The 26,441-nt window shown below is 41.6% G+C and carries 25 protein-coding genes, 2 tRNA genes and 1 pseudogene; 15 read left to right on the top strand and 13 right to left on the bottom strand.

Annotated elements, in window-relative coordinates; genetic code table 11:
* Positions 1-49: 49 nt before the first annotated feature.
* Positions 50-1,552 (bottom strand): MocR-like pyridoxine biosynthesis transcription factor PdxR, encoded by a 1,503-nt coding sequence (gene pdxR, locus AAC851_RS08215; RefSeq protein ID WP_008941075.1) that lies wholly within the window; start codon positions 1,550-1,552, stop codon positions 50-52.
* A gap of 154 nt (positions 1,553-1,706) precedes the next feature.
* Here pdxR and gabT point away from each other — a divergent pair, with 154 nt between their 5' ends.
* Positions 1,707-2,999, top strand: a complete 1,293-nt coding sequence (gene gabT, locus AAC851_RS08210; RefSeq protein ID WP_340600741.1) for a 4-aminobutyrate--2-oxoglutarate transaminase — start codon at positions 1,707-1,709, stop codon at positions 2,997-2,999.
* A complete protein-coding gene (locus tag AAC851_RS08205) occupies positions 2,996-4,444 on the top strand; it encodes an NAD-dependent succinate-semialdehyde dehydrogenase (RefSeq protein WP_340600740.1) in 1,449 nt (482 codons plus the stop codon). The genes gabT and AAC851_RS08205 overlap by 4 nt, the downstream gene beginning before the upstream one ends.
* Positions 4,445-4,536: 92 nt before the next feature.
* Here the strand turns inward: AAC851_RS08205 and AAC851_RS08200 are convergent, their stop codons facing one another.
* A complete protein-coding gene (locus AAC851_RS08200) occupies positions 4,537-5,214 on the bottom strand; it encodes a hydrolase (protein WP_340600739.1) in 678 nt (225 codons plus the stop codon).
* 136 nt (positions 5,215-5,350) lie between these two features.
* Between AAC851_RS08200 and AAC851_RS08195 the strand changes: the two genes are divergently transcribed.
* Positions 5,351-6,271 carry a LysR substrate-binding domain-containing protein gene (locus AAC851_RS08195; RefSeq protein ID WP_340600738.1) on the top strand — a complete coding sequence of 307 codons (921 nt, stop codon included), beginning with the start codon at positions 5,351-5,353 and terminating at the stop codon, positions 6,269-6,271.
* Between the two features lie 8 nt (positions 6,272-6,279).
* Here AAC851_RS08195 and AAC851_RS08190 read toward each other — a convergent pair whose 3' ends face one another.
* Both AAC851_RS08190 and ycaC read right to left on the bottom strand, forming a co-directional pair.
* Positions 6,280-7,251, bottom strand: coding sequence for a LysR substrate-binding domain-containing protein (locus AAC851_RS08190; RefSeq protein WP_340601040.1), 972 nt, complete (start codon positions 7,249-7,251; stop codon positions 6,280-6,282).
* A 23-nt stretch (positions 7,252-7,274) separates the two neighbouring features.
* The gene (gene ycaC / locus AAC851_RS08185) at positions 7,275-7,901 is read right to left on the bottom strand and encodes an isochorismate family cysteine hydrolase YcaC (RefSeq protein ID WP_340600737.1); all 627 of its coding nucleotides are present in this window, start codon (positions 7,899-7,901) and stop codon (positions 7,275-7,277) included.
* Positions 7,902-8,186: 285 nt separating this feature from the next.
* On the opposite strand from ycaC, the gene AAC851_RS08180 reads away from it, so the two are divergent.
* From AAC851_RS08180 to AAC851_RS08170, 3 genes are all read left to right on the top strand, one after another.
* Entirely contained in the window at positions 8,187-9,047 is an 861-nt protein-coding gene (locus AAC851_RS08180) for a pirin family protein (protein ID WP_340600736.1), read from the top strand.
* Positions 9,048-9,481: 434 nt separating this feature from the next.
* The gene (locus tag AAC851_RS08175; RefSeq protein ID WP_005088626.1) at positions 9,482-10,780 is read left to right on the top strand and encodes an FAD-dependent oxidoreductase; all 1,299 of its coding nucleotides are present in this window, start codon (positions 9,482-9,484) and stop codon (positions 10,778-10,780) included.
* A 1-nt stretch (position 10,781) separates the two neighbouring features.
* Complete coding sequence (locus AAC851_RS08170; RefSeq protein ID WP_125503178.1) at positions 10,782-11,609, top strand: SAM-dependent methyltransferase; 828 nt, start codon at positions 10,782-10,784, stop codon at positions 11,607-11,609.
* Positions 11,610-11,658: 49 nt separating this feature from the next.
* Here AAC851_RS08170 and AAC851_RS08165 read toward each other — a convergent pair.
* Positions 11,659-11,734 (bottom strand) — tRNA-Thr (locus tag AAC851_RS08165).
* Between the two features lie 133 nt (positions 11,735-11,867).
* Between AAC851_RS08165 and AAC851_RS08160 the strand changes: the two genes are divergently transcribed.
* Complete coding sequence (locus tag AAC851_RS08160) at positions 11,868-12,572, top strand: type I restriction endonuclease subunit R, EcoR124 family (RefSeq protein ID WP_316965035.1); 705 nt, start codon at positions 11,868-11,870, stop codon at positions 12,570-12,572.
* 45 nt (positions 12,573-12,617) lie between these two features.
* Positions 12,618-13,235: a Fic/DOC family protein gene (locus tag AAC851_RS08155; protein ID WP_262569023.1), complete on the top strand. Its 618-nt coding sequence runs from the start codon at positions 12,618-12,620 to the stop codon at positions 13,233-13,235.
* Here the strand turns inward: AAC851_RS08155 and AAC851_RS08150 are convergent.
* Both AAC851_RS08150 and AAC851_RS08145 read right to left on the bottom strand, forming a co-directional pair.
* Complete coding sequence (locus tag AAC851_RS08150; RefSeq protein WP_171456354.1) at positions 13,229-13,387, bottom strand: hypothetical protein; 159 nt, start codon at positions 13,385-13,387, stop codon at positions 13,229-13,231. The two genes, AAC851_RS08155 and AAC851_RS08150, sit on opposite strands and share 7 nt — an antisense overlap.
* Positions 13,388-13,731: 344 nt before the next feature.
* Positions 13,732-13,822 (bottom strand) — tRNA-Ser (locus tag AAC851_RS08145).
* 121 nt (positions 13,823-13,943) lie between these two features.
* Between AAC851_RS08145 and AAC851_RS08140 the strand changes: the two genes are divergently transcribed.
* A complete protein-coding gene (locus tag AAC851_RS08140) occupies positions 13,944-15,824 on the top strand; it encodes a potassium transporter Kup (RefSeq protein ID WP_075314479.1) in 1,881 nt (626 codons plus the stop codon).
* A 46-nt stretch (positions 15,825-15,870) separates the two neighbouring features.
* Here AAC851_RS08140 and AAC851_RS08135 read toward each other — a convergent pair whose 3' ends face one another.
* On the bottom strand, positions 15,871-17,028 hold the full coding sequence (locus AAC851_RS08135) for an IS4 family transposase (protein WP_008942576.1): 1,158 nt from the start codon (positions 17,026-17,028) through the stop codon (positions 15,871-15,873).
* Between the two features lie 235 nt (positions 17,029-17,263).
* On the opposite strand from AAC851_RS08135, the gene AAC851_RS08130 reads away from it, so the two are divergent.
* A complete protein-coding gene (locus AAC851_RS08130; RefSeq protein WP_100833087.1) occupies positions 17,264-18,340 on the top strand; it encodes a DNA/RNA non-specific endonuclease in 1,077 nt (358 codons plus the stop codon).
* Between the two features lie 71 nt (positions 18,341-18,411).
* Positions 18,412-18,654 (top strand): hypothetical protein, encoded by a 243-nt coding sequence (locus tag AAC851_RS08125; protein WP_075314483.1) that lies wholly within the window; start codon positions 18,412-18,414, stop codon positions 18,652-18,654.
* A gap of 69 nt (positions 18,655-18,723) precedes the next feature.
* Here AAC851_RS08125 and AAC851_RS08120 read toward each other — a convergent pair.
* Positions 18,724-18,849 (bottom strand): annotated as a pseudogene (locus AAC851_RS08120) (aquaporin); the annotation flags it as partial.
* 169 nt (positions 18,850-19,018) lie between these two features.
* Complete coding sequence (locus AAC851_RS08115) at positions 19,019-20,026, bottom strand: AraC family transcriptional regulator (RefSeq protein ID WP_100833088.1); 1,008 nt, start codon at positions 20,024-20,026, stop codon at positions 19,019-19,021.
* Positions 20,027-20,141: 115 nt separating this feature from the next.
* On the opposite strand from AAC851_RS08115, the gene AAC851_RS08110 reads away from it, so the two are divergent.
* Positions 20,142-20,789 (top strand): sterol desaturase family protein, encoded by a 648-nt coding sequence (locus AAC851_RS08110; protein ID WP_161419756.1) that lies wholly within the window; start codon positions 20,142-20,144, stop codon positions 20,787-20,789.
* Between the two features lie 301 nt (positions 20,790-21,090).
* On the opposite strand, the gene hisF is transcribed toward AAC851_RS08110, so the two are convergent.
* Positions 21,091-21,849 (bottom strand): imidazole glycerol phosphate synthase subunit HisF, encoded by a 759-nt coding sequence (gene hisF / locus AAC851_RS08105; RefSeq protein ID WP_004641438.1) that lies wholly within the window; start codon positions 21,847-21,849, stop codon positions 21,091-21,093.
* A gap of 112 nt (positions 21,850-21,961) precedes the next feature.
* Between hisF and AAC851_RS08100 the strand changes: the two genes are divergently transcribed.
* Genes AAC851_RS08100 through AAC851_RS08090 form a run of 3 tightly spaced genes read left to right on the top strand, consistent with a single transcriptional unit; the run spans position 21,962 to position 23,968 of the window.
* Positions 21,962-22,912: a homoserine kinase gene (locus tag AAC851_RS08100; RefSeq protein WP_153568359.1), complete on the top strand. Its 951-nt coding sequence runs from the start codon at positions 21,962-21,964 to the stop codon at positions 22,910-22,912.
* Positions 22,913-22,921: 9 nt separating this feature from the next.
* A complete protein-coding gene (locus AAC851_RS08095; RefSeq protein ID WP_017395073.1) occupies positions 22,922-23,539 on the top strand; it encodes a DUF1294 domain-containing protein in 618 nt (205 codons plus the stop codon).
* Between the two features lie 36 nt (positions 23,540-23,575).
* On the top strand, positions 23,576-23,968 hold the full coding sequence (locus AAC851_RS08090; RefSeq protein WP_150024808.1) for a DUF4870 family protein: 393 nt from the start codon (positions 23,576-23,578) through the stop codon (positions 23,966-23,968).
* Between the two features lie 36 nt (positions 23,969-24,004).
* On the opposite strand, the gene AAC851_RS08085 is transcribed toward AAC851_RS08090, so the two are convergent.
* Positions 24,005-24,889: a DMT family transporter gene (locus AAC851_RS08085; protein ID WP_340600735.1), complete on the bottom strand. Its 885-nt coding sequence runs from the start codon at positions 24,887-24,889 to the stop codon at positions 24,005-24,007.
* Positions 24,876-26,330 (bottom strand): SulP family inorganic anion transporter, encoded by a 1,455-nt coding sequence (locus AAC851_RS08080; protein WP_150024811.1) that lies wholly within the window; start codon positions 26,328-26,330, stop codon positions 24,876-24,878. The genes AAC851_RS08085 and AAC851_RS08080 overlap by 14 nt, the downstream gene beginning before the upstream one ends.
* Between the last annotated feature and the right edge of the window lie 111 nt (positions 26,331-26,441).

Below are 26,441 nucleotides of genomic sequence, written 5' to 3'. Positions count from 1 at the left end.
GTTGAAGCGAATTGAAGAACCTCATATCGAGGTTCTTTTTTTATTGAATTTATGCGGAAAGCGTCGGTACTTTTGCTTCACGTAGACATTGCAGTAAGACTCCAAACGCCATCACCATGTCTTTTTCATTGACACAGGCAAAGCCCATCAACAGACCTCGTTGGGCGTGGGCATGTGATTGCATGTAGTATTGGGACAGGGGGCGGACTTTGACTCCACGTTCCAGCGCAGTTGCTGCAATCGCGACATCATCACAATAATCGGGGAGTTTTAAAACCAGATGTAAGCCCGCAGCCTCATCGTATTCATGTAAAAACGCAGCACCTAGATAACGTTGAATCAAGCTCACCAAATAGTCCCGACGTTTGCCATACAATAGGCGCATACGTCGAATATGCGCTTCATAATGACCTTCACGAATAAATTCGGCTAAAGCTTTTTGTTCCAGTAAATGTCCACCACGATAGAGTTCTGCCGCTACGATGCGTAATGGTGAAAATAGCGGTTTAGGCACTACCAAATAACCGATCCGCAATGAAGGATAAATGGTTTTACTAAAGGTGCCCATATATAACACGGGGGCGTTATGTTCTAAGCCTTGCAGGGCTGGATAAGGTTGCCCAGAGAATCGAAATTCACTGTCATAATCATCTTCCACGATCCAACTGTTGTGCTGGCGTGCAAGATGAATCAATTGTCGACGTCGATCTAAACTGAGATGGGAGCCTAATGGATATTGGTGCGAGGGTGTAACAAAGATCAATTTTGGCGGCTGGGTCGGGTTATTTTCAGGAATAATGCCTTCTGCATCGACAGGCATGGGCTGAATATCCAGACCATTGATCCTGAGCGTGTTGCGCATGCCCCAATAGGCAGGATCTTCGATCCAGACACGGTCCCCGATGTCACTGAGTGCACGAGATACTAAATCAATGGCTTGGTGAATACCCTCAGTGATTATGATCTGATCCGCATCGCATTGCACAGAGCGTGCGACTTTTAAATAATCTGCCAATGCGCTCCTGAGCTCAATACATCCCCCTGCATTGCTATAAATTAGCCGATTGACATCAGGTTCACGACTCAAACGTGCTTGAATGCGACTAAAGATATGGTGGGGAAACTCAGTTACATCGGGTGCGCCCGGCACAAACGCTCCCCATTGATGGGGTGAAGCTGCTGCATAACCCAATAAGTTTGAGCCACGCTGTGATAAAGCATAAGAGCTTTCAATATGAGCTATTTCAGCCTTCTTATTTTTATTTCTGCTGTTTAAAAAAGTTTCAGGCAGTTTTTCAGCGACCCAAGTGCCATGTCCCGTGCGTGCTTCTAAATAACCTTCCGCTTGCAACTGTTCATAAGCACTCAATACGGTATTTCGAGAGACATGAATTTCGCTAGCTAAATCACGTGACGCAGGTAGACGCGTCATCGGTTGGATCACACCATCCATAATTGCAGCGCGCAGACAACGGAAAAGACGTTGATGTAGTTTCCCTTCAGTGTCTTGTTGGAGTCTTTGCAGTAAATGATCTCCAAGTAAGCTACGCAATTGGCTCTCTCCTACAGTTTAAAAATGGCTCTCGTCACTTGCCATCAGACAAGCGAAATTACAGCTATAGGCAGCCATTGTATCGCATCCCAAAAATCGACTCCTAGGATGTAAGACCAAAGCTGTAACTGATGATGAAATATGAGGGAATCAAATGGACGCTCAACATTCTGCACTGAATATACGTAAACAGCAAGCAACGCCACGTGGTGTCGGTGTGATGTGTCAGTGGTATGCAGAAAAAGCTGAAAATGCAACGATTTGGGACAAGGAAGGTAAACCATATATCGATTTTGCTGGGGGTATTGCGGTACTCAATACAGGGCATCGCCATCCGAAAGTGATCGCTGCTGTCACAGAGCAACTGACTAAATTTACCCATACGGCTTATCAAGTGACACCTTATGAAAGTTATGTGGCTTTGGCTGAACGCATTAATCAGCGCGCACCGATCGCAGGTGCAGCGAAAACGGCATTTTTTACCACAGGTGCAGAAGCTGTTGAAAATGCGGTGAAGATTGCACGTTCATATACTGGTCGTCATGGCATCATTACGTTTGGCAATGGTTTCCATGGTCGTTCATTTATGACGATGGCAATGACCGGTAAAACAGCACCGTATAAACGTGACTTTGGTGTGATGCCAGCAGGTGTATTTCATGCGCGTTATCCAGTGCCAGAAAAGGGCATCTCGGTTGCAGCGGCGATTGAAAGTGTTGAAGATATTTTTAGCGAAGATATTGCCCCGCATGATGTCGCGGCAATTGTGCTTGAACCTGTACAAGGTGAAGGTGGTTTTAATGTAGTACCTGCTGAATTCTTAAAGCGCTTACGTGCTTTGTGTGATAAGCACGGTATTTTATTGGTTGCAGATGAAGTGCAATCTGGTTTTGCCCGTACAGGCAAATTATTTGCCATGAATCATTATGAAACCAAAGCCGATTTGATCACGATGGCGAAAAGTTTGGGGGGAGGTTTCCCTATCTCAGGTGTAGTGGGGCGTGCTGAAGTGATGGATGCGCCAAACCCAGGCGGTTTAGGGGGCACGTATGCAGGTAGCCCAATCGCGGTTGCTGCTGCGCATGCGGTGATTGATGCAATCGAAGAAGAAAACTTATGTGAGCGTGCCAATCAGCTAGGTACAGCGTTGGTTACTGTTTTAAAAGAAATTCAACAGGCTTCAGGCGAAGTTGTTACTCAAATTCGTGCTTTGGGTTCAATGGTCGCTGCCGAGCTAGAAACAGCGGAGCAAGCAAAAGCAGTACAAAGTTATGCAATGGAACATGGTTTATTGATTCTTACTTGTGGTAAATACGGTAATGTCATTCGTTTCCTATATCCGTTAACCATTCCTGCTGAGCAATTCCGTCAAGGTCTCGATATTTTAAAACAAGGTTTTGCAGCATTAACAGCAGACAGTGCACAAACAGTGGAGCAATCTGCATGATTCAAAACAATTTGCAGTATTTATTACAGCACCCCGATATTTCATTCGCTGCGCCAGCAGCTCATAATGATATCGAAGTGAAAGATGCTGCGACCGGCGAAACACTGGCATGGGTGAAAAGCTATGACCGTGCAGGTGTTGAAGCCGCGATTCAGCGTTCAGTCCAAGCCCAAGCCGTATGGAAAAAGCAAACCGCTTTAGTTCGCGCTGATGTGCTTTTGGCGTGGTATCAGTTGGTGCTTGAGCATAAAGAAAATCTTGCTCAGATTTTAACTGCCGAGCAAGGCAAACCGTTGGCTGAAGCACGAGGTGAAATTGGTTACGCGGCTTCATTCATCCGTTGGTTTGCAGAGCAAGCTCGTCGTATCGATGGTGAGGTTTTAACACCGACATTGCCAAATCAACGTTTGCTTGTGATTAAACAAGCGATTGGGGTAACGGCTGCGATCACGCCGTGGAATTTCCCTGCGGCGATGATCACACGCAAAGCTGCTCCAGCAATTGCTGCGGGTTGTTCGATGTTGGTCAAACCCGCTGAACAAACGCCTTTAACTGCATACGCACTAGAAGTTTTAGCTCTCAAAGCAGGTTTGCCTGCTGATATCTTGTTAAATATCAGCGGTGACGCGATTGAGGTCGGTAAAACGCTGTGCGAGAGCGATATTGTGCGCAAGCTGAGCTTCACAGGTTCAACCCAAGTGGGTCGCATTTTAATGCAGCAATGTGCGCCAACCATTAAGAAGCTATCGCTTGAATTAGGTGGTAATGCACCTGTGTTGGTGTTTGATGACGCCAATCTCGATCAAGCCGTTCAGGGCATTATGGCGAGCAAATATCGCAATAGTGGTCAGACGTGCGTCTGTGCGAATCGAATTTATGTGCAAGAGGGTATTTACGATGCCTTGGCAGACCGTTTAGTCGAAGCAGTATCCAAGCTACAAGTCGGCGATGGTCGTCAGGAAACATCAACCCAAGGCCCATTGATTGATGAAGATGCAATTGCCAAAGTTCAGTCGCATATTGCCGATGCGACCTCGAAAGGGGCGACGGTACGGATTGGTGGACAGCGTTCAGCTTTGGGTGGAACATTCTTTGAACCGACCGTGTTAACGGGCGTCACCCAAGACATGAAGGTGTCGAAAGAAGAAACCTTTGGTCCACTTGCTCCTTTATTCCGTTTTAAAACCGAAGATGAAGCGGTGGCAATGGCGAACGATACCGAGTTTGGTTTAGCGGCTTATCTATTTACCCAAAGTACAGCTCGTCAATGGCGAGTGGGTGAAGAACTGGAATATGGCATGGTTGGCATCAACACTGGAGCTATTTCAAATGAAGTTGCGCCATTTGGTGGTGTTAAACAGTCTGGCTTAGGCCGTGAAGGTTCAAAATTCGGCATAGAAGAATATGTTGAAATGAAGTATCTCTGTGTAGATTTATCTGAATAAGACATAAAACGTTTTATGCTCTACACAGCACAAGTTTGATAAAAAGCCAGTCATGCCCATTCATGACTGGCTTTTTTCAATAAGGTCTGGAACTAGCGTGCCGAGTCCAAAACTTCATGATTCTGAACAACAGCTTGCGCTTTGCTATAGCTTTCGATCAGCAACTGATAGGCTGGGAAAATTTGTGTATAAACCTGCGCCCATTCCTGCGCATCGTCACGGTTCCATGTACGCTGGATTTCAGAAGCAACAGCCGCTGTATCCATAGGCACGACACCTGCCTGAACCACTCGCGCCAAGGTAATTTCTTCTGCCATTTTGCTATAAGTCCCTGAAGCATCCACAACCGCAAATACTTTATAGCCATCTGCAACGGCACTGATCGCTGGGAAAGCCATACATACGCTGGTAATTGTTCCTGCAATAATTAAGGTGTTGCGTCCAGTCGCTTTCACTGCCTCAACAAAGTCTTGATTATGCCATGCGTTGATTTCACCTTTACGTGCTACATATTGTGCATGGGGTGCATTGGCATGAATTTCAGGAATCAGTGGACCATTTGGACCTTGCGGTACTGATGCCGTAGTAATCACAGGAATATTGGCTAAACTTGCAATTTTGGCAAGTGCAGCGGCACGTTGACGTAACTCAGGCATTGGCATATCACCGACGGTCTGGAATAAGCCGCTTTGATGATCAATCAATAGCATTACGGCATCATTGGCATCAATGACTGGTGCTTGACCATTGAAATTTGCTGGTGTTGTCATTGTTCTATCCTCATCATGTTATGGTTGGTATAATTGATAATATAGATAGGATGATGGCTGAAAAATATCTTATATAGGATATATTGTCATGTATAGAGAACAATGAGGTTTCAATATAGGGGCTGAGTAGATAGATATGAAAGATTTAAATGACTTATATTTTTTTGTCAAAGTGATCGACTGTGGCGGTTTTTCGGCAGCGAGCCAAGAACTGATGGTCACCAAGTCTTTATTGAGCCGCCGTATTGCCGAGTTAGAAGAACGCCTTGGAGTCAAGCTGATTAATCGAACGACCCGACAGGTTTCTATTACTGAAGTGGGTAAAATCTATTATCAGCATTGCAAAGCGATGTTAATTGAAGCTGAGGCCGCAGAGGAAGCGATTGAATTTTTAACAGCAGAGCCACGTGGGCTGATTAAATTATCTTGCCCGACCAATTTGTTGCATATCAATATCAGTCAAATGTTAAATGAGTTTTTACAGCTTTATCCGAAGATTAGTCTGCATGTGGAAGCCACCAATCGCCGTGTGGATTTGATCAACGAACGTTTTGACTTGGCGGTGCGCATTCGTCCTTTGCCGTTGGCGGACAGTGATTTAATTGTACGAGAGCTGGCTTTGGCGCGGCAATTTATTGTGGCGAGTCCAAATCTGCTGCATCAGTTTTATTCGATTACTGAGCCGCAGCAGTTGACACAATTTCCAGTGCTGATGATGGAATCTTTTGCACCAGAGTATTATTGGCATTTATTTTCGCATCATCAGCAAGAAATTAAAGTACAGTGTCATCCCCGATTGACTACCACCGATTTAACAGCATTAAGAGAAGCCACTTTACAAGGTTTGGGTATCGCTAAATTACCTGAGTTAATGATCGCTGAAGATATTAAACAGGGGCGCTTGATTCATGTGTTACCTGAATGGCAACCCAAGGCAGAGTTGATCCATTTGGTGTACACATCAAGACGCGGCTTGCTCCCATCGATGAAATTATTGATCGATTTTCTGGTGAAAAAATTTGCTGAGCTGAAACAAGAAAATTCAGTGTTGTATTAAAAACTGCACTATAAAGAATAGCCACTGTCAGTTTTTGCCAATTCACGTAGCCCCGTCATTAAGCTTTCAATCAGTTTTTCCACCACGAGACGTTGCCCCTTACGCGAGGCGTAGACCAATTGAACCGTACCTCGATTAGACTTCCATTCGGGTAGGATATGAATCAATTTGCCTTTTTCGATATCAGCTTGTACGGTTAGATAGGGCAAATCTGCGATGCCTAGACCATCACTGACAGCATAATATACTCCCGCAAGATCATTGCTTCTAACGCGAGGCGTATAGGGAACATCCACGCTTTTATCGTCTTTCACATGACACAGATGCCAAAAGTATTGGTTTTTTTGGATCCCTAAAGCCACGCTTGGGTAGTGTGATAACTCTGAATAATGGTGGATGTGTTGCCCCTGCAAAAGCTCTGGTGCAGCAACCAAACAATGTTCAGTCTGAATCACATCACGGACAATGAGACTTGAGTCTTCGTTAGGTTCAAAGCTGGTTCGTATGGCGATATCAATATCATCATGCATGAGATCGACACGACGGCTGGTCAGTTCTAAGGCAATTTCGACTTTGGGATAGGCTTTTAGAAATTCATTTAATAACTTGCGGATTTGGAAATGCATCATCAGTGGTGGGCAACTGATTTTGACCAAACCTTGAGGTTCACTTTTTTGTTTGAGTAACACATTTTCAGCACATTCAACTTGTGCAATCACTTTGCAGCACTCTTCATAAAACTCTTGACCGAGTTCAGTCACCTTAAAATGCCGTGTGGTTCGTTGGATGAGGCTGACATTAAATTTGTTTTCCAACTCAATAATTCGACGACTGAGCTTTGACTTACTAATATGTTCTGCCTCACTGGCAGCACTAAAGCCACCGTGTTTCACCACGAGATAGAAATAATGGAAATCATCAAATGAATTAATCAAGGTCGATGTAGTCCTATATCGAGAGAAGATTAGAGTCGCATGCAGGACTCTAATCTTCAGTGTGTATTTTATTTTTGTGATGTATTTTGATTATAGCTATTGATCAGGTTGCGATAATCAGGGATATGATTGGAGAATAATGCACCTAAACCTTCGATATCATTGCGCCAGTCACGATGTAGTTCACATGCCATACCAAACCATGTCATCAACTGAGCGCCAGCTTTAGACATACGATCCCAAGCTGCATCACGCGTCAATTCGTTAAAGGTACCCGATGCATCGGTAATCACAAAGACTTCAAACTCTTCTGCAAGTGCTGAAAGTGTTGGGAATGCCACACAAACTTCAGTCACAACACCCGCAATAATCAATTGTTTTTTGCCAGTTGCTTTAACCGCCTTTACAAAGTCTTCATTGTCCCATGCATTGATTTGACCAGGACGAGCAATGTAAGGTGCATCTGGGAACATTTCTTTGAGTTCAGGAACCAGTGGACCATTTGGACCATTTTCAAAGCTTGTGGTTAAAATTGTCGGTAAATTGAAGTATTTTGCGGCATCTGCAAGTGCCAATACATTGTTTTTAAATTTATCTGGATCAATATCACGAACCAATGAAAGTAAACCTGTCTGGTGGTCAACCAAGAGTACGGCAGCGTTGTCTTTATCAAGGCGAATATAGTCTTTAGCCATCGTTGTTTCCTCATGTTGTTGTAAAATAAAAATGAGCCTAATTTGCTCTGTTTGTATTGCTTTGAATCATGCTAGTGAAATTATTGAATTGAATGAAGTCTAAAAAATAGGATAAACAATATCAAAAATGGGATGATTAAGGTTTGTATCAGTTTTATTGGTGATAATTACTTGAATTGTCCCGTATATAGAATAATGTGTTGTCAAACTGATGCTATAAGCCTTGGATAGAGGGGCGTAAAATAAAGACCAAGATCAGAACTTCTACACTATAGGAGTATATAGATGAAAAAGATTGTTGGTATTTATCAAAATAAACATATGCACTGGGTAGGTGACGGTTTTCCTGTCTATAACCTATTTTCCTATGATCGTTTAGGACAAAGCATCAGCCCATTTTTGCTATTAGATTATGCTGCACCGTATCGCTTTGAACCAACCACCGCTCAGCATGGCGTGGGTACTCACCCACATCGTGGCTTCGAAACGGTAACGATTGCTTATCAAGGTGAGGTGACGCATAAAGATTCTGCTGGCGGTGGTGGTACCATCAAAGCAGGTGATGTGCAATGGATGACCGCAGGTGGTGGGATTTTGCATCAAGAATTTCATTCACCAGCCTTTGCTGAGCAAGGTGGTCTATTTGAAATGGTACAGCTTTGGGTAAATTTACCTACTCATTCCAAAATGACCCCTGCCAAGTATCAAGCAATTGATGCTGCACAGATTCAACGTATTGCACTTGATGATGTGGGCAGTGAGTTACGTGTGATTGCTGGGCAATATCAAGACACCCAAGGCGCTGCAACGACATTCAGTCCAGTCAATGTTTGGGATGGGACAATTGTTGAAGGTCAGCAACATCATTTTTATGTGACTGAAGGTCATACAACGTTGTTGGTGTTACTTGCAGGTGAGGTGACTTTAAATGAAGTACAACAGATACAATCGCCAAGTTTAGTGGTGCTTAGCCGAGAAGAAATTGATTTTTCAATCAAAGCTGAGCAGGACAGTAAATTCTTGATTTTAACGGGTCAGCCACTCAATGAACCGATTGAAGGTTATGGACCATTCGTCATGAACAGTAAAACTGAGATTGCCGAAGCGATACATGATTTCAATAGTGGTAAATTTGGCGTGATGTAATCTATATTGTTTTAGGTATCAATTGTTTATATAAGAAAGCCCATAACTCCGCTAGAGTTATGGGCTTCGGCTATAACGTTCTCTATTGATTTTTTTAATGTTAGGTCACTTATAATTATACAGTTTATTATGTGACTCAGTTCTCATTGTTGTATAAACAGAATAGCCTGAATTTTGTACTTTGCAAAGCCTTTCAAGCCTAAAAAATGAAAAAATGTAGAAGGATCTGTATATTTTTGTGGTGTGTTTAAATTTTAATTAATATTTTCATATGCTTATGGTAAAAAATGCATCTTGGTAAAATGTAACGAGGTGTGAATACGATATTTAGAGAAAAGTCTGCCTGAAATGCTGAATCTGGTATTTTTTAATAAGGTGTTTAGGTTAATGATCGGTCATAATCAATAAAAATCATCAACTGATGGGACATAATTTTGGATATTGCAATTATCGGCAGTGGAATGGCAGGGCTTGCTGCAGCCAGAATCCTACATGATGCAGGACATAAAGTAACGATCTTCGAAGCACTCGCAGGTCGGGGTATGGATAGCCATAGTATAGATTTTGATGGCGGTATCATTGATGCTCCATTGCGTGTGATGAATCCAAAGCTTTGGAAGAACACGTTAAGTTTAGCCAGTTATCTAGGCATAGAAACTTTTCCTGTCCGTACCTTTATGGCATGCAGTTGGTTATTTGAAGATAGAACAGACACATGGTTGACAACCTCTCGTAGTCGTATCGGTAATTTTCCGATTATTAATAACCGCAAAGGTATTCAGCAATACGGTTGGCGCTTGGTCAAAGGAATGCTACAGCTCAAAACAGCCGTCAATCAGTTCTTTAAATCTGAGAATCAAGACATCACGCTTGCTGAGTTTATGAATCAGTACCATATTGAAGAAGTGTTTTGGCATGGAACGGTCATGCCAGTTCTCTATACCATTTGCACCTGCCATCCAAAAACTATTGGAGAATGGCCAGCGAAACCTTTATTAGAATTTATTCGTCAGTTGACCGAAGGTGAAGCGTTACTGCGAATGAAAGGCGGAACACCTGCTTTGGTCAGTCGTCTGATTGAGGGGATTGAGATCCATAGTGGCGCTGCGGTTGAGAAAGTCGAAGAGCAAGGCGACAAGATTTTGGTAGAAAATGCACTCGGTCAAAGCCAGTTGTTTGATCGTGTGGTCATCGCAACACCTACTCCTGCGATTGAAAATTTCTTGAAACAGCCACAATTTGCTGAAGATATTGCCTTGTTAAAGAAATTCAGATTTGAACAAGGGGATTTGGTCATTCATACCGATCCTGTGGTCATGCCACCACGCCGAAAAGACTGGGCTGTGTTGAGTTATATGATGGATCGTAAATTTACTCGTCAACAGTTTACGGTGTGGATCAACGCGATTGAACCAACTCTAGTGGGTAAAAATGCCGTGTTCCAAACATGGTGCCCTGTGATTGATATTGATCCGAAGAAAATTATTTCTAAAGTAAAACTTACTCGTGCGGTGGTGGACTCAGAAACGGTGGCGTTGAATAAGCAAATTCAGCAACGTCATTTAGACCAAAATCGTAAAGTTTTCTACTGTGGTTCTTGGTCATGTGATGGTCTACCAATCTTGGAATCAGCGGTTACTTCGGCGATGCATATCTCTGAAATCTTAGGTGCGCCGTTACCTTTTGTTGGGCTTAAACCGAAAGTTACCGTTGCACCTGAACTCGGTTACTAAGATGACCCGCTTCAAGCAGGCATGGATTGAAAAATTCATTGGGCATAAGTATGCCATTGATGCCAAACGGCTCGGTGATGATGCAACGCTTGCTTGGAGTAATTTAGGATATTGGCAAGCCCAATATGATGATTATCCACTCGCATGCCAAAGTCTCGCTGATCAAGCCGCAGATTCGATCCAATTGCAACAGCAGGATCGTGTTTTAGACCTCGGCTGTGGGCAAGGTGCGAGTGTATTGCATTGGCTCAAGCGTTATCACGTCGAACAGCTCTGTGTAGTTGAATTACAACCCGCCTGCATTGAACAAATTCAAAAAAACTTGCCACAGATTGAAAGCTATTGCCAATCTTTTTTGAATTTAAACACCCTTCATTTTTTAAATTCATTTGATGCCGTGATCTGCATTGATGCGGCGTATCACAGTCATTTGAATTTATTTCTGAATTCAGTCATTCCCGTTTTAAATTCAAAAGGTCGTGTTGTTTTTCACTATTTAATGTGGTCTGACGCGTGGCAACAGTGTTCCTATATGCAAAAGCAACAATATCGTTTGTTATTAAAAGGGGCGGATGTTGATTGGCAGCATTTAATGAATGAACCACAGCTTGCGCAAACTTTAGCGCAACATGGTTTAAGTCAGATCAAGATTCAGGACTTTTCTGAAGCGGTATTGGCTGGTTTTGCGCGATATATTGAAATGCAGCAAATCGACAAAAAAGCATTGGACTTTGCTCAGTTGAAAATCAATATGACGGCCAAGCTGTGCCGCAAACTCTACAGAGATGGTTTGGTACGTTATGTTCAGATCAGTGCAGTGAAAAGCTAGGCAATAAAAAAGGCTTAAACCTGAAAGTTTAAGCCTTTTTTGAATTTGATGGTGCCGGCACACGGATTCGAACTGTGGACCTACTGATTACAAGTCAGTTGCTCTACCAACTGAGCTATGCCGGCAACGTGGCGAGCATTTTACCTAATCTAGCTAAAAAGACAAGCGAAAAAATGAGCAAATGAATAACTTTAATTTGATTGTTGATCAATTTTCATTTGTGTTGATTGGAGTAAATCCCAACTATCTTAGGATTCAATAGTCTTTAATAGGAACACACTGACATATCACTTTGACGCTAAGGGTACTGATGAACCACTATTCCAAGTTGTAATAGATGAGCAAACATACCTCATTCTTGCTTTACGTTATAAGGAATTATTTTCTGAAGGTGGAAGTGGTGGCGGTGGGGGCAGTGTTCCATTTGAGATAGATGGTTATTTGACTGAAATTGATACCGATAAAATTGATTCAGATTACATGAACAGTCGCTTTACCAAATACTTAAAAGCATTACATGACAATGAAAAGACAATCTCGGTTGAAGAAGCATTAAATGAACTGCATAAGAGTTTTGCAGCTTTAACGCATGATGAGCAAAGAATTGCAAATATCTTTTTGCATGATGTTCAACGTGGTGACGTGAAATTGCAAGAAGCTAAGTCATTTAGAGACTATATTACAGAGTATCAATTTAAAGCCAAAGAAGATGAAATACATGCTATTGCGACTTCTTTTGGTTTAGATGTGCCCAAACTAAGACAGTTGATCAGCGCGCATGTTAATGAAAATAATATCAATGAATTTGCACGCTTTGATGCGTTATTAAGTACTGTTGATAAAGCTAAGGCAAAGCAGTATTTTGAAAGGAAAGAAGAGCAGGCAATCCCAGCATTTAAAGTTAAAGTGAAAACCGATAAATTTTTAAGAGAATTTATTTTGCGTAGCTCGAAGACCTGTTAGTTCAATTCAATCTAGGCGATACATTGTTTAAGAAGGGAAACTCACTTGAAATATTCTATCGGCACGACTGAGGGTGATTATGAGCAAGGATCTGATGGTCGAGTACTAAAGAATAAACTTGGTATTACCTCTGAAACAGAAATGCAAGAAGCTGAAGAGTATTTGTTGCTGCAGTTGTATAATTATATTTTTGCAGACGAGTTTTCAATAGAGAGATTGTCTTTCCAAGATATTATGGTTTGGCATAGGAAATGGTTGAAACCTATTTATGCTTGGGCTGGTGAGTTGAGAACTGTTGATATGTCCAAAGGAGATTTTAGATTCGCTGCAGCTCAATTTTTACAAGCACAAATACAACCTTTTGAAGATGAGTTTTTGAATTGCTACAGTAAATTAAACCAAATTGATTTTGAAGAATTAGTTAGTTTTTTGGCAAAAAGCCATGTTGAGTTCATTTTGATTCATCCATTTCGGGAAGGGAATGGACGTATGTCACGATTATTAATGGATGTATTGGCAACACAAGCAGGCTTTGGTCCTTTAGACTATTCTCTATGGGATCAACATAAGGACTTTTATTTTGGTTCAATTCAGGCAGGTGTTACAGGAGACTACCAACACATGGAACGATTAGTTAGAGACATTTTGATTAAAGCTCATTGAGCTAAAGTTAGGTGGTTGTATTTTGTATTTTTGTCTTTTAGTCGAGTTTCGATTTCTTGTATTGGTGTGCCAGTTTCAATAGCACTTGAACTCGCCACTGAACGATAAATACGTGTTTTACTGACTTTCTTGGTCGGTTTTCTAGTATCCATAAATTCGTCCTCTTAAACTAGTTTGATTATAACAGATACTGAATTCAATAAAAAATCTCACAGCTTATAAAGAGTAATTCTTTTATAACTCATTTTCCATCAGGATATTTTACTTTTTTTTCAGAAGGTTTGATCTTTCTGACTTGCGCATCTGTAAGCATTGCAACGCTTCCCGTAGAAATTTGGGGGTATAAAAATAGGAGTAATTTATTATACCCCCAGTTATACCCCCAACTAATTCAGGATTCAATAGTATTTATTGGAAAGCATAAGGCAATAAAAAAAGCCTAAACCCTTTAGATTTAAGCTTTTAGGACTCTATGAGATATCATAGAAAATCATCTTGGCGGTGAGAGAGGGATTCGAACCCTCGATACGCTATAAACGTATACACACTTTCCAGGCGTGCTCCTTCAGCCACTCGGACACCTCACCAAGGTGTGCGATAGTAACTAAAAAAAAGCCAGCTGCCAAGTTATCACTAAACAGATTTGCAGAAAAAGTTTTGAGCTAGTGGTAAGATGGCACGATCTCAAAGTTGATTTGATTGAAATATATGCAAAGTTCTGCAAAAAAAGCCGCATTGCCAGTGATGACATTGGCAGCCTTAGGGGTGGTCTTTGGAGACATTGGAACAAGTCCGCTATATGCCATACGAGAGTGTTTTAACACCGGTCACATGGCAATTAGTGAAGCATCAGTACTTGGGATTTTATCTTTAATTTTCTGGTGCATGAACTTAACCATCAGCTTTAAATATGTTTCCGTGATTATGCGAGCAGATAACAATGGTGAAGGTGGAATCATATCTTTACTGGCATTAAATCTTCGGTCTAAGATTTTTTCAGATAGGAATAAAATATATCTCATTGCACTAGGCTTTATTGGTGCGTCTTTATTTTTTGGGGATGGCATTATTACGCCTGCAATTTCAGTGTTGTCTGCAATTGAAGGCCTGAGTATTGTCACCCCTGCGTTTAACCAATGGTTAGTTCCGATTGCATTAGGGATTCTAACAGGGTTGTTCATGGTACAGCGTCATGGTACTGCTACGATGGGAAAACTTTTTGGTCCTGTTACCCTGTTATGGTTTATCTCGATCGGTCTAGTGGGATTGTGGAGTATTATTCAAACCCCTTATGTCTTGATGATGATCAATCCTTACTGGGCATTTAACTTTGTTTATGAACAGCCGACCATTGCATTTATCACCATGGGAGCAGTGATCTTGACCATGACGGGTGGTGAAGCACTCTATGCGGATATGGGACACTTTGGTCGTATGCCGATCAAATTAGCGTGGTTCTGTATTGTACTGCCATGTTTGCTCTTCAACTATGCTGGTCAAGGTGCATTACTACTGCGTAATCCAGCAGCAATTGAAAATCCATTCTACCTTTTGGTTCCAGATTGGGCGTTATTCCCGATGATTGGATTGGCAACGGCTGCCGCGGTTATCGCATCTCAAGCGGTGATCACGGGGGTATTTTCAGTTGCTAATCAGGCGATGCAACTCCGTTATTTACCGAGATTAACTGTGCATCACACCTCTGATGTGGAGCAAGGTCAGATTTATTTGCCATTTATCAACTGGGTGTTGTTTATTTCGGTCTTCATTTTGATTTTACTTTTTGAAAGTAGTACCGAATTAGCCAGTGCTTATGGTGTCGCGGTGACCATGACCATGTTGTGTGGCACGATTCTGATTTCGACTTTGGCATATGGTGTGTGGCGTTGGTCGTGGTGGAAAGTGGCGTTGCTGGCCATCCCATTTTTACTGTTGGATTTAGTCTTTGTTGCTTCTACCTCACTAAAAATTTTGGCGGGTGGTTGGGTGCCAATTTTAATTGGTGCGGTGGTTTATACTATTTTGATGACATGGAAGCGTGGTCGTGAGATTGTTTTCAAGCGCATGGAGACAAATGCTTTATCGATTGAATTGTTCATCAAAAGTATTGGAATGAGCAAGGAAACACAATTTGTTCCGGGTGAAGCGATCTTTTTGACAGGAACGCCAAATATTGTGCCTCATGCGATGTTGCATAATATCAAGCACAATAAAGTACTGCATGAACGCAATGTAATCGTTACGGTATATACCCAAGATATTCCATATGTGGCACGAGAAGATCGAATCAAAGTCGAAAAACTCGATGATCATTTCTATCGTATCTATATGTATTATGGTTTTAAAGATCAACCAAATATTCCAAATGCGTTGGAACAAGCATATCAAGAGCTTGGTTTTGAGTTTGATATGATGCAAATGAGTTTCTTTATTTCACGAGATCGTATTGTACATACGGTGGGTGACGGAATGTCTCCTTGGCGCGAAAAGCTGTTTATTTCGATGCAACGTAATACCAGTCCAGTCAGCGACTTTTATCAGATTCCAACCAACCGTGTAGTTGAGTTAGGAAGTCAGATCGAAATCTAAACTTGGATCGATAAAATGGCACCATCGGGTCACTGCTGTCCCACAATTATTCCAAGAAGAACCTCAATTGAGGTTCTTCTTGTTTTCGCCACTTCTTATCGGGTAAAAATAATGCCTTTAGAAGTTTTCTTTCAAATAAATTGACCTGAATAATTCTTAATAATCTCTGGACAGTCCATCCCTCATGAGCCATATGTTTTGCAAAACTCACTAATAAATAGGCAATTAATGCAATCCATATTTGAGTTTGTATGGCATTTCGGCTTCGACCTAGAAATGATTTCAATTTTAAATTCTGTTTAATCGCTTTGAAAAATAATTCTACTTTCCAACGATCTTTGTAAATTGCTGCAATAGTCGATGCAGCTAGATGAAAGTTGTTACTTAGAAATTCAAATGTCCTTTTCTTTTCAACATCATAAAATTCTATTCGTCTTAATCGCTTCGGTGCACCACGCTTTTTAGCATAATCACTGCTCAACTCAATATATTCATCCGCAAGAATTCCTTTGCAAGCGTATACTTCACGTTTTGACTTTACTTCATAAACCGTCTTCGGTCTTAGCCGTGTCACAAAGCTGACTTTTCGGTCAGTCATCTCTGCAAACCACTGATAATCAACATACCCCTTGTCAAAAACTACGATACTTCCAGGTGGAAATTTGAGTAATCTGCCTTGCACCATATCATTTTCAATACCATCTCCGAGTGCAACAAATTCAGGAATCGTATTGCTGTGATTTAATCCAACTGTCAGTTTAATGCTCGCTTTGGATTCATGTACTTTTGCCCATTCGCATAAGGACAGTGAAAGATCAATGTGGCTTGCATCAAGTGAATACAGCGGATTCTTAAATCGAAATTTATGTGCAATCTTTGTGTTTTCACAATGCCGAAGTAACTGAGTAAATAATTGCTGATATAGGCTGGCAGGTTGTTCTTGATTGATTCTTGCCAAGGTGCTTCGTGCAATAGTCTTAGCACCGAGGTGATAGAGCTTTTCCTGCTGTGATTCGAGATTGGATTGAATATCTCTTAAGCTTTGCCGACAGGACAGCTGGGACATCAATATGGCAATAAACTGATCCCAGCGTGTGGCTGATCTTAATTTTTGTCCACAATGATGCTGCTTGGCAAGACGTTCAAAATCACATCGTGAAATAGGTTTAAGTAATTGATGAAATACGGTATTCTGATGTGACAAAACCTGAGTCCTTGTAGTTAAAGTGTTTGTTCGCACTTATATTTTAACTATTTTGGACTCAGGTTTTTTATTTAAACAAAACTATGGGACAGCAGTGACCATCGGGTGCCATTTTTTATGTTTGGTGATTGAGTGTTCAGATTTACGACATAAAGTGTCGTTCTAAGCCGCTGTTCAATGTACAGCAAGGGTTTGACTTGATAAGCTGCGCGTTCATGTTGATTTTGATATGGTTATGGCAAGAAGAACGAGCAGGAAGAGTAAAGCGAAATTCGCTTTTTTGAGCCAAAATTTTGGAAAGATCGTATTAGCGCTGCTTGCAACAAGTAGTTTTGCAATAGCTTTTGGCAATGAAAAAATTGCCAAATTTATTCCCTTGCAAAGCAGTAGTAATCCCACTTGTTTAAAGCAGTTTTATCGTGATGTTCCGCCCTTACTCAGCAAAGCCAGTTTGCAAAAAGACAGTTATGCACTGTGCTTTAATGATTTTAATGTGATGTATTCAGGGGTGTCCAAAACACCACTTTGGTCAGCAGCCTATCTGACTCCACAACGTTTGAGTATCAAGATCAAGCGTGAAGACAATTTCCATGAAGAAACACGTGTAGCGGAACGTCATCGTGCTTTGTTATCGGACTATCGTGGTTCAGGTTATGATCGTGGACATATGGCGCCAAACGGTGATATGAATAACAAAGCCGCACAATACGATAGTTTTTCCTTGGCAAATATGGTGCCGCAAGCGCCTAAAAATAATCAGGAAGTCTGGCGTAAAGTTGAGGAAGCGGTACGTGCAGTGGTGAGTAAGCAGCATAAAGATGCTTATGTGATTACAGGGCCTGTGTTTGAAGGGCAAAGACTAAAAACCATTGGTAATGGTGTCATTGTTCCAACCGCAGTTTATAAAGCGGTGTATTTGCCGAAGCAGGGGATTATTGGGGCGTATTATGCTCCGAATAATAATTCGCTACAGGTAAAAGTAGTCAGTGTGTGTTATTTGGAAGAGAAATTAGGCATTAATTTATTTCCCCAATTAACAGAACAACAGAAGCGTAATGTCTATCAGCTACCCACCTCTGCACAGCAGGTCAAAGCACAGAGCGAGTTGAAGTATTTGCATTGGGATGGTCAAAGCCAATGCGCAGAAGATGCCAGCGCAGACAGTATTCAGGCACAACAACGTCAGTTTAGGAATAACTCAACGCTAACGGCTGAACGCCCAGTGTCGTCAATAGATGAGGAAGCAAAGCAAGAAGTTATTCGACAGTTGGTGGATATGCTGGTGCAGTATTTTTTACAAGTGTTGAGATAATGTAGGATCACTTGCAAAGCAAGAATGCACAGCGCAGGCTATCTCAAATAAAATAACAATGTGAGGCTGAAATGTTTAAACCGTTTGAAAATGGCAATGAATCTTCGGCGATTGATGATCTGACTTTGGAAAATCAGGTGGATTGCGTCAGTTTGTATGGGAATTTGCAGATCACCAAAGATCAGGTGGGATTGCAAACAGCAAAAGCACTACAGCAGTTCATCAATGATGTGGTCATCGCATTAGAGAAAGACGACTTACCCGCAAAGATTGAGCGTTTGCCTGAAAAGGAAATAGATAATCCATTTTTATAAGCACAATAAAAATGCCTCCTTTTAAAGGGGGCATTTTTTAATCATAAATCGTTGGAACTTCATCATGATTTAGTTATTTTCACGTCCAACCAATTTATAGATCACTGCACCAATCACAGCACCGATAATTGGGGCAACCCAGAATAACCAAAGTTGACCTAACGCCGCTGTTTCGGCAAAGAAAGCCACCCCTGTTATCACCAAACCATGTATAAAAAATAAAAAAACATCCAAAAAAATTTATTATGGATTTTCTGATGACCTGTGAAAAAATGTGAATTAATTCACACAGGTTCTACGCTCTTGTATAAATGCTGTAAAAACAATGAACAGTTGTGAAACCGTAAGTTTGAATTGAGTTTTATTACGAATTGTAAATTGTGTTATTGTTCCGCCACTGTTGCGGTGTTTTCCCTGTCCAAAGCTTAAAAGCACGTTGAAAAGCACTTTGTTCCGAATAACACAGTAACAAGGCGATTTCTTGCAGACTAAGGTGGGGGTCTTTTAAATATTCTGCTGCCAACATAAAGCGAACTTGCTGAACACGGGCCTGAAATGTAGTGTCCTGTTGCTGCAAGTGTCGTTGAAGCTGCCGAACTGAAAGCCCTAGCTTTTCAGCAATAAAGTCGATTTGGTATTGGTCCTTTTGCAGCCCTGTCAAAATGGCATGCTGTAAACGTTGGTCCAGTTGTGTGGAGTTTGGCAGCTTTTCCAATAAGGCTTGGGCTTGTTGCAATAACAATTGCTGTAGTGTGTGATCACCTGTTTTTAGCGGTTTAAATGCTTCGGTCACGGGTAAAAGAAGCTGTGTTTTTGCTTGTTCAAAGCGGACTTTACAACGGAAATATTGCTCGTAAATATGTATGTGCTTGGGTGCAATATTGACGAAATGAACTTCGTGTAAATGAATTGTTTCGCCAGACATAAATAATTTGAGAAATTGCACCATTAAGGCAATCGCAATTTCATCTGTAAGTTGGGTGGGGTGAGGCTCTGGTGCTTCCCAACGAATCGATGCATAAGGATGATCAAACTCTACAATCAAGGGACTACCATCATAAATAAGACGATGAAAATCATGATAACGAGCCAACGCTTCGCCTAGGTTTTCACATGACAGTGCCAGATAAGCAATGATGCCTAAATGTTTGGGCTGAACATATTCAGCGATTTCCAGCCCTAAGGCGGTGGTGGGATGTATGCGATTGAGGTCTTCCAGCAAATCTCGCCAAATGACATAATCGAAGCGTTCTTGATTTTGAACACGCTGTAATTGTTCTGGAATAGCGATATGTTTCGCTTCACAGTAGGCTTTTAATAAATGCCCCAAACCACCAAAAACAGAGCCAGTATAGTTCTTGAGTTGAGACATCCTGTCTACTCCTTATCTTGTCGTGTTTTGTCAATATAAATATATCGTATTGTCAATACTTCGCCTACAAAAATTTATATCTTGAATAAAAATAAGGAAACATTTGGAGAAAACCATGATTAAGGGTTTTATCGCAGGCTTAGCCGTAGCCAATGCATTTGAGTGGTTTGCACATAAATATATTTTGCATGGTGTTCATCGACCAGGACAGCCACGTTATAGCCCTGTACCAAAAAGCATGGAATCACACTGGGCACATCATCGTGAAGTCCGTAAACAGGAATTTTCGGATGAATGCTATGTACAAGGATTTGAACATTGGCGCACACGTAACGAAGTGATGTCCTTGGCCGTTGTGGCTGGAGTCGCAAGTGTGGCGTTCTATCCATTTTCAAAAGGAATGTCACTCGCTGCACTTTATAGCGCTGGGAATTATTATTATGTACATCGTCGTGCGCATTTAGAGCCAGATTGGGCACGACGTACCATTCCTTGGCACTATGATCATCATATGAATTCAAATCAAGATGCCAATTGGTGTGTGACACGTCCTTGGTTTGACTATGTCATGGGAACGCGGGTGGTATCTTCTGCTGATTTAAAAGAAGCCAATCCACTTGGCTTGCCATTGCCAGCGCCTATTTCTAAAGTACTAACGCAAGCCATTGAATCCATTTTTCCTGCTAAATGGGTGGAGCAAAAACCAAAATTAGTGACTACCGCTCAGGTAAAGGACACCGAAACAGTATCAGTGGCATCTTGATGAAAAACGCAAAGAGGGTATTTGGGATAAAATATGATGATGACCATGTGCTTATGTCGTGAATGGTCAATAATATAGGGTTTTACTGTCAATATTTACCACTTGATTATCGCTATGTTAGTGCAAGCAGCGTGAATGTTTCAGATTAATCCAGTGTTATTGTTGTTGAAGTTACCCTCTGGCGTTGAATAAACGCAGTTTCTATACCTTGCATAGCAAGGTATTTTTTTGACTAAAATTTCTCGAATAAAAAACTTCCCAAGCGATCATGCTGGGAGGCTGCTGTTTATCACTTTAATGCTTATAAACGCATTTCAATACCTTGATCAGCCAGATATTGTTTCGCTTCTGGAATAGTATGTTGACCAAAGTGGAAAATAGAGGCTGCCAATACTGCATCTGCCCCGCCTTTTAAAATACCATCAGCTAAGTGCTGTAAATTGCCAACACCACCTGAAGCAATGGTTGGAATGCTGACACGATCATTAATTTGGCGCATCAAGGCAATATCATAGCCTGCTTTAGTGCCATCAGCATCCATACTGGTAATTAACAATTCACCTGCACCAAAGTCTGCCATTTTGACAGCCCATTCTATTGCATCAATACCTGTTGGCTTACGTCCACCGTGGGTAAAAATTTCCCACTTATTTTCGCCAGTTTGCTTGGCATCAATTGCAACCACGATGCATTGTGCACCAAAACGTTGTGATGCTTCTTGAACAAACTCTGGGGTAAACACCGCCGCTGAGTTAATGCTGACTTTATCCGCACCTGCGTTGAGCAATAAGCGAATATCTTCAACTTTACGGACACCACCGCCTACAGTTAAAGGAACGAAGACGCTTTCTGCCATTCGCTCTACGGTACGATAAGTCGTATCACGTCCATGATGGGTGGCAGTAATATCTAAAAAGGTAATTTCGTCGGCACCTTGTTCGTTATAACGACGAGCAACTTCTACAGGATCACCTGCATCACGAATATCAAGGAATTGAACGCCTTTGACGACTCGACCATTATCAACATCTAAGCAAGGGATAATACGTTTTGCGAGCATAAAATTTTCCAAAAAATCGCCAATAAAGAAAGGAGACCGACTTAGGTGCTACACCTTCATGGTGGGAAAGGGTATTCTATCAAACTTCACAGCTATTTTTTGCAGGTTTTCCATGTCGGTTTATACCCCGTTGAGTTTAGAAGAAGTTCAAGCCTTTGCTGAGCCTTATGGTTTGGCAGTGATTGATCTGATTCCGATCCAAGGCGGTATTCAAAACACCAATTATTTTTTGGTGGATCAAACACAAAAGCAATATGTTTTGACAGTATTTGAAGAGTTAGATGCGGAAGGTGCAGGTGAGTTGGTCCCTGTATTGGACTGCTTGGGTGAGGCAGGTGTTGCTGTCGCGGTGCCACTCAAGCACCATGGTCAAGCGATTCATAGTATTGCAAATAAACCCGCCCAAATTGCACCCCGTTTGATGGGCGTACATCCCGAAGATGCCACGATAGAACAGATTCAAGCGATCGCTCAAGCTCAAGCAAAAATGCATTTGGCTTTAAAAGATTTTCCTTTAGTGCGTGATTTTAATCGCAATCATCAGTATTGGACTGACGTTGCTGAACAGTTGAAACCTCACATGAATCAAGCGGATCAGGACTTATTGGCGCAGGTTTTTCAACAATTTGCAGACATTACTCAGCAGCATCCAGATCGTCCAACAGGTTTTATTCATTCAGATTTGTTTCGAGACAATACGCTGTTTGAAGGCGATCAATTGCAGGGTATTTTAGATTTTTATGAGTTGAATCAGGATGAATGGCTGTTTGATATTGCGATTAGTATCAATGATTTTTGTACCGCCTATCCGCAAGCTCATCTTGATCAAGCCAAAGCCGACGCGTTTTTGCAAGCTTATCAAACGATTCGTATGCTCACCCAAGATGAGAAAGCGTGTTTGGATGTGTTTTTGGCGATGGCTGCATGCCGTTTTTGGAGTATGCGTTTGCAAGTTGCCCAAAAAAATGCCGAACATGGACGTACAGGTGGCGATATCTTGCAAAAAGACCCGATGGAAATGCGCATGATGTTGCAAGACCGTTTACAACAGATCACAGCTTAGGGAGAAGTCATGCGAGATCAAGGACGTTTAGTGGAATGGTTTGATGACAAAGGCTATGGCTTTATTCAACCCAATGATGCATTTAAAGATCGTGTTTTTTTACATATCAAAGATTTTGCTCGTCCTGGGCCTCGTCCTATCGTTGGTTGTGCGTTGGAATACCTTGTGATTTTGGATGAACGTGGGCGTTATCGTGCACAGCAAGTCACTTATTTGAAAGCATCGCAAGTGATTGAGCATAAGGCTGCGCCGACCAAATCTCAGCAAAAACAGACATGGACGCCGATGAAAATTGGAATCTTGGTTTATATCGGCTTTATGGTAATTGCCAGTTTGGCTAAATGGTTGCCACCATATAGCTTACTGTTTGTGAGCTTGATGAATGCACTAAGTTATTGGTTATATGCTCAAGATAAAGAAGCAGCGCAGTTGGGCAATCGCCGTGTACCTGAACAGACTTTACATATTGTCGATGCTTTGGGCGGATGGTGCGCTGGTTGGTATGCTCAGCAAAAACTGAGACATAAAACACAAAAACAACCGTTTCGTCAGATTTATTTCTGTACCATAGCTTTTCATATATTGTTGATATGTTGGTTAATTTCTCCTCTTAATGTTTTTTACTAAATTAAGGGGAGTTGGTTCGTACTGGAGAAATAAAAAATGAATTATTCTGTTGATCAAGATCCGAATCGCACCTTGACCTTAATTCTTTATGTTCTTTATATTATTGCGATTTTTACGGGCGGTTTGTTGGCAATCGTGGCTTTGATTATTAACTATGTCAAACGTCGTGATGTGCAAGGCTCAATTTTTGAGAGTCATTTTACATGGCAGATTCGCACTTTCTGGTGGTATCTGGCATGGAATATTATCGCCTTTATTCCGTTCCTTTTCCTGTTTTTTACAGGTGATAATCCGAACCTATTTGCAGGTGTTGCACTTTCTGCGGTTACATTCGCGTTTGCTGTGGTGTTCGTCGCATGGATTTGGATTGTTTATCGTGCCATTCGTGGTTTGATCGCACTCAATGATAATAAACCAATGTATTCGTAGTTTATTTTTAATTGAAGAATTGGTGAAGAGAGCTTTTTAGCTCTCTTTTTTATTTTCAAAGAATTTAAATTTCAATTCACTGACCAATACACCTAAGACCACGAGTAATCCACCAAACAAAGCCAATAGTGGTAAACGTTCACCAGCAATGCGTCCAAATAACCCAGCCCAAACGGGTTCACCCGCATAAATGATCGCAGCACGTGTTGGATCAACCATTTTTTGTGCCCAGTTCATGACAAATTGAATCAATGCGCTTGCAAGTCCTAAGCCAACGGCAATAAAGACCAGTGGCCATGAAAATGCAGGAAGTTGATGTTCACCCACAAGCGGCATGCAAGCAAATGACAAAACCGAGGCAACGATGAGTTGAACAACAGTGACACGTCTTAAATTGACCTTGCCAGCAAAAAAGCCAATCAAGATAATTTCTAAGGCAATCACAAATGCACAGATCAAGGTCAGGACTTGCCCATAACTCAAGGTGATACTCGAAAAACCATTACCAGTTAGCAACACCAAACCGATAAATGCCAAGGCTGTGCCGATCCATGTCATCAAAGCAGGACGCTTCTGAAAAATAATCCACATTAAAATTGGAACCAAGGGGACATACAATGCCGTCAAAAAGGCGGATTCACTACTGAGTATACTTTGCAAACCAATGGTTTGTGTTCCATAGCCAATTGCGATCATGACTCCAATTGCTGTACCTGCAAAGGTTTCTTTTAAGGTTAAGCCTGTCATTGATTTTAATGAAATCAGGAGGATTGCGAATGCCGCCACTGCAAAGCGACAGCCAACAAAAAACATTGGCGTACTAAAATTCAGTGCATATTGCACCGCTAGAAATGTCCCGCCCCAAATGACGGTAATCAAAATCAGCGCCATTTGGGGAAGATAAGAGTTAGATTTTTGCATGTGTACCATATTTATCAATCATGATTGAACTGGCTTCATTCAACCCTCGTACTGTGACATTGACCCCGTTTCTTTGGAACTTATTGACCACAGAATCCAACATTGCCACAGAGGTGACATCCCAAATATGAGAATGGGTTAAATCAATAATGACGTCATTGATATTTTCTTTAAAGTCAAAACCCTGCATGAACTTTTCTGCGGAGCTGAAAAAGATCTGTCCTTTGAGATCATAAACACGGGTTGAGCCTTCGAGGTGGCGTTCTACACGAATATCATTTTCCAATTTATTGGCAAGGAACAAGGCAGAAAGCAGCACACCAGTAAGTACCCCAAGTGCAAGATTATGGGTTGCCACAACAACGATCACGGTTGCGATCATCACAATGTTACTACTTTGCGGATTTTCTTTAAAACTGGTGAGCGACTTCCATTCAAAGGTACTGATTGAGACCATAATCATGACAGCAACCAAAGCCGCCATTGGGATAACTCTCAGCCAATCACTAATAAATACCACCAGAATCAGAAGGAAAACACCAGCTGAAAATGTAGATAATCGTGTTAAACCACCTGATTTGACGTTAATCATGGATTGACCAATCATGGCACATCCCGCCATACCCCCCATAAAGCCCGAAGCAATATTGGCAATACCTTGACCTTTACATTCTTGGAATTTATCACTCGGCGTATCTGTCATTTCGTCCACAATTGTGGCAGTCATCATCGACTCAAGTAAACCCACGGCTGCAAGTGCAATTGAATAAGGCAAGATGATCGTCAATGTTTCAAGGTTTAAAGGGATATCAGGTAACAAAAACACTGGAAGGGTATCTGGTAATTGCCCCATATCCCCAACGGTGCGAACATCAATACCGAAGCTAATCGCGATCAGGGTAATGATGATGATACACATCAAAGGAGAAGGAATTAATTTGCCGATTTTCGGCAGTAAAGGAAATAAATAGATGATTGCTAAACCAAATGCAACTAAGGCGTATACATACCAAGTCACATTAATCAGTTCAGGAAGCTGTGCCATAAAAATGAGAATAGCAAGCGCATTCACAAAGCCAATCACCACTGACTTGGAGACAAATCGCATTAACTTAGCCAGTTTTAAATAACCCGCAATGATTTGAATTACCCCAGTCAGTATGGTGGCAGCAAGTAAGTATTCTAAACCATGCTCTTTGACTAAAGTGACCATGAGTAAAGCCATCGCACCCGTGGCAGCGGAGATCATGCCTGGTCTACCACCGACAAATGAGATCACCACGGCGATACAGAAAGAAGCATATAAACCAATTTTGGGATCTACACCCGCGATGATGGAAAATGCAATAGCTTCAGGGATCAGCGCCAAGCCGACCACCAGGCCTGCCAGGACATCGCCTCGGATATTAGAGAACCATTGTTCTCGTACATTGGAAAACATAGAAATAGCCTATTTTAAAAAATATTTTAAAGGCTAGTGATGTGATATATAACAAACACACGACTACACCACATCACTAGACAGTGATGAGTTATTTACAAAAAGGAGGGC

This window comes from Acinetobacter sp. HZNU-JH01 (assembly GCF_037996845.1).
GTDB classification, from domain to species: Bacteria; Pseudomonadota; Gammaproteobacteria; order Pseudomonadales; family Moraxellaceae; genus Acinetobacter; species Acinetobacter haemolyticus.
This window is presented reverse-complemented; position numbering and strand designations above follow the sequence as displayed.

Coding starts and splice junctions, on each gene's coding strand:
- gabT (WP_340600741.1), top strand. CDS start 1,707: ATGGACGCTCAACATTCTGCACTGAATATACGTAAACAGCAAGCAACG.
- AAC851_RS08205 (WP_340600740.1), top strand. CDS start 2,996: ATGATTCAAAACAATTTGCAGTATTTATTACAGCACCCCGATATTTCA.
- AAC851_RS08200 (WP_340600739.1), bottom strand. CDS start 5,214: ATGACAACACCAGCAAATTTCAATGGTCAAGCACCAGTCATTGATGCC.
- AAC851_RS08195 (WP_340600738.1), top strand. CDS start 5,351: ATGAAAGATTTAAATGACTTATATTTTTTTGTCAAAGTGATCGACTGT.
- ycaC (WP_340600737.1), bottom strand. CDS start 7,901: ATGGCTAAAGACTATATTCGCCTTGATAAAGACAACGCTGCCGTACTC.
- AAC851_RS08180 (WP_340600736.1), top strand. CDS start 8,187: ATGAAAAAGATTGTTGGTATTTATCAAAATAAACATATGCACTGGGTA.
- AAC851_RS08170 (WP_125503178.1), top strand. CDS start 10,782: ATGACCCGCTTCAAGCAGGCATGGATTGAAAAATTCATTGGGCATAAG.
- AAC851_RS08150 (WP_171456354.1), bottom strand. CDS start 13,387: ATGGATACTAGAAAACCGACCAAGAAAGTCAGTAAAACACGTATTTAT.
- AAC851_RS08140 (WP_075314479.1), top strand. CDS start 13,944: ATGCAAAGTTCTGCAAAAAAAGCCGCATTGCCAGTGATGACATTGGCA.
- AAC851_RS08130 (WP_100833087.1), top strand. CDS start 17,264: ATGGCAAGAAGAACGAGCAGGAAGAGTAAAGCGAAATTCGCTTTTTTG.
- AAC851_RS08125 (WP_075314483.1), top strand. CDS start 18,412: ATGTTTAAACCGTTTGAAAATGGCAATGAATCTTCGGCGATTGATGAT.
- AAC851_RS08115 (WP_100833088.1), bottom strand. CDS start 20,026: ATGTCTCAACTCAAGAACTATACTGGCTCTGTTTTTGGTGGTTTGGGG.
- AAC851_RS08110 (WP_161419756.1), top strand. CDS start 20,142: ATGATTAAGGGTTTTATCGCAGGCTTAGCCGTAGCCAATGCATTTGAG.
- hisF (WP_004641438.1), bottom strand. CDS start 21,849: ATGCTCGCAAAACGTATTATCCCTTGCTTAGATGTTGATAATGGTCGA.
- AAC851_RS08100 (WP_153568359.1), top strand. CDS start 21,962: ATGTCGGTTTATACCCCGTTGAGTTTAGAAGAAGTTCAAGCCTTTGCT.
- AAC851_RS08095 (WP_017395073.1), top strand. CDS start 22,922: ATGCGAGATCAAGGACGTTTAGTGGAATGGTTTGATGACAAAGGCTAT.
- AAC851_RS08090 (WP_150024808.1), top strand. CDS start 23,576: ATGAATTATTCTGTTGATCAAGATCCGAATCGCACCTTGACCTTAATT.
- AAC851_RS08085 (WP_340600735.1), bottom strand. CDS start 24,889: ATGCAAAAATCTAACTCTTATCTTCCCCAAATGGCGCTGATTTTGATT.
- AAC851_RS08080 (WP_150024811.1), bottom strand. CDS start 26,330: ATGTTTTCCAATGTACGAGAACAATGGTTCTCTAATATCCGAGGCGAT.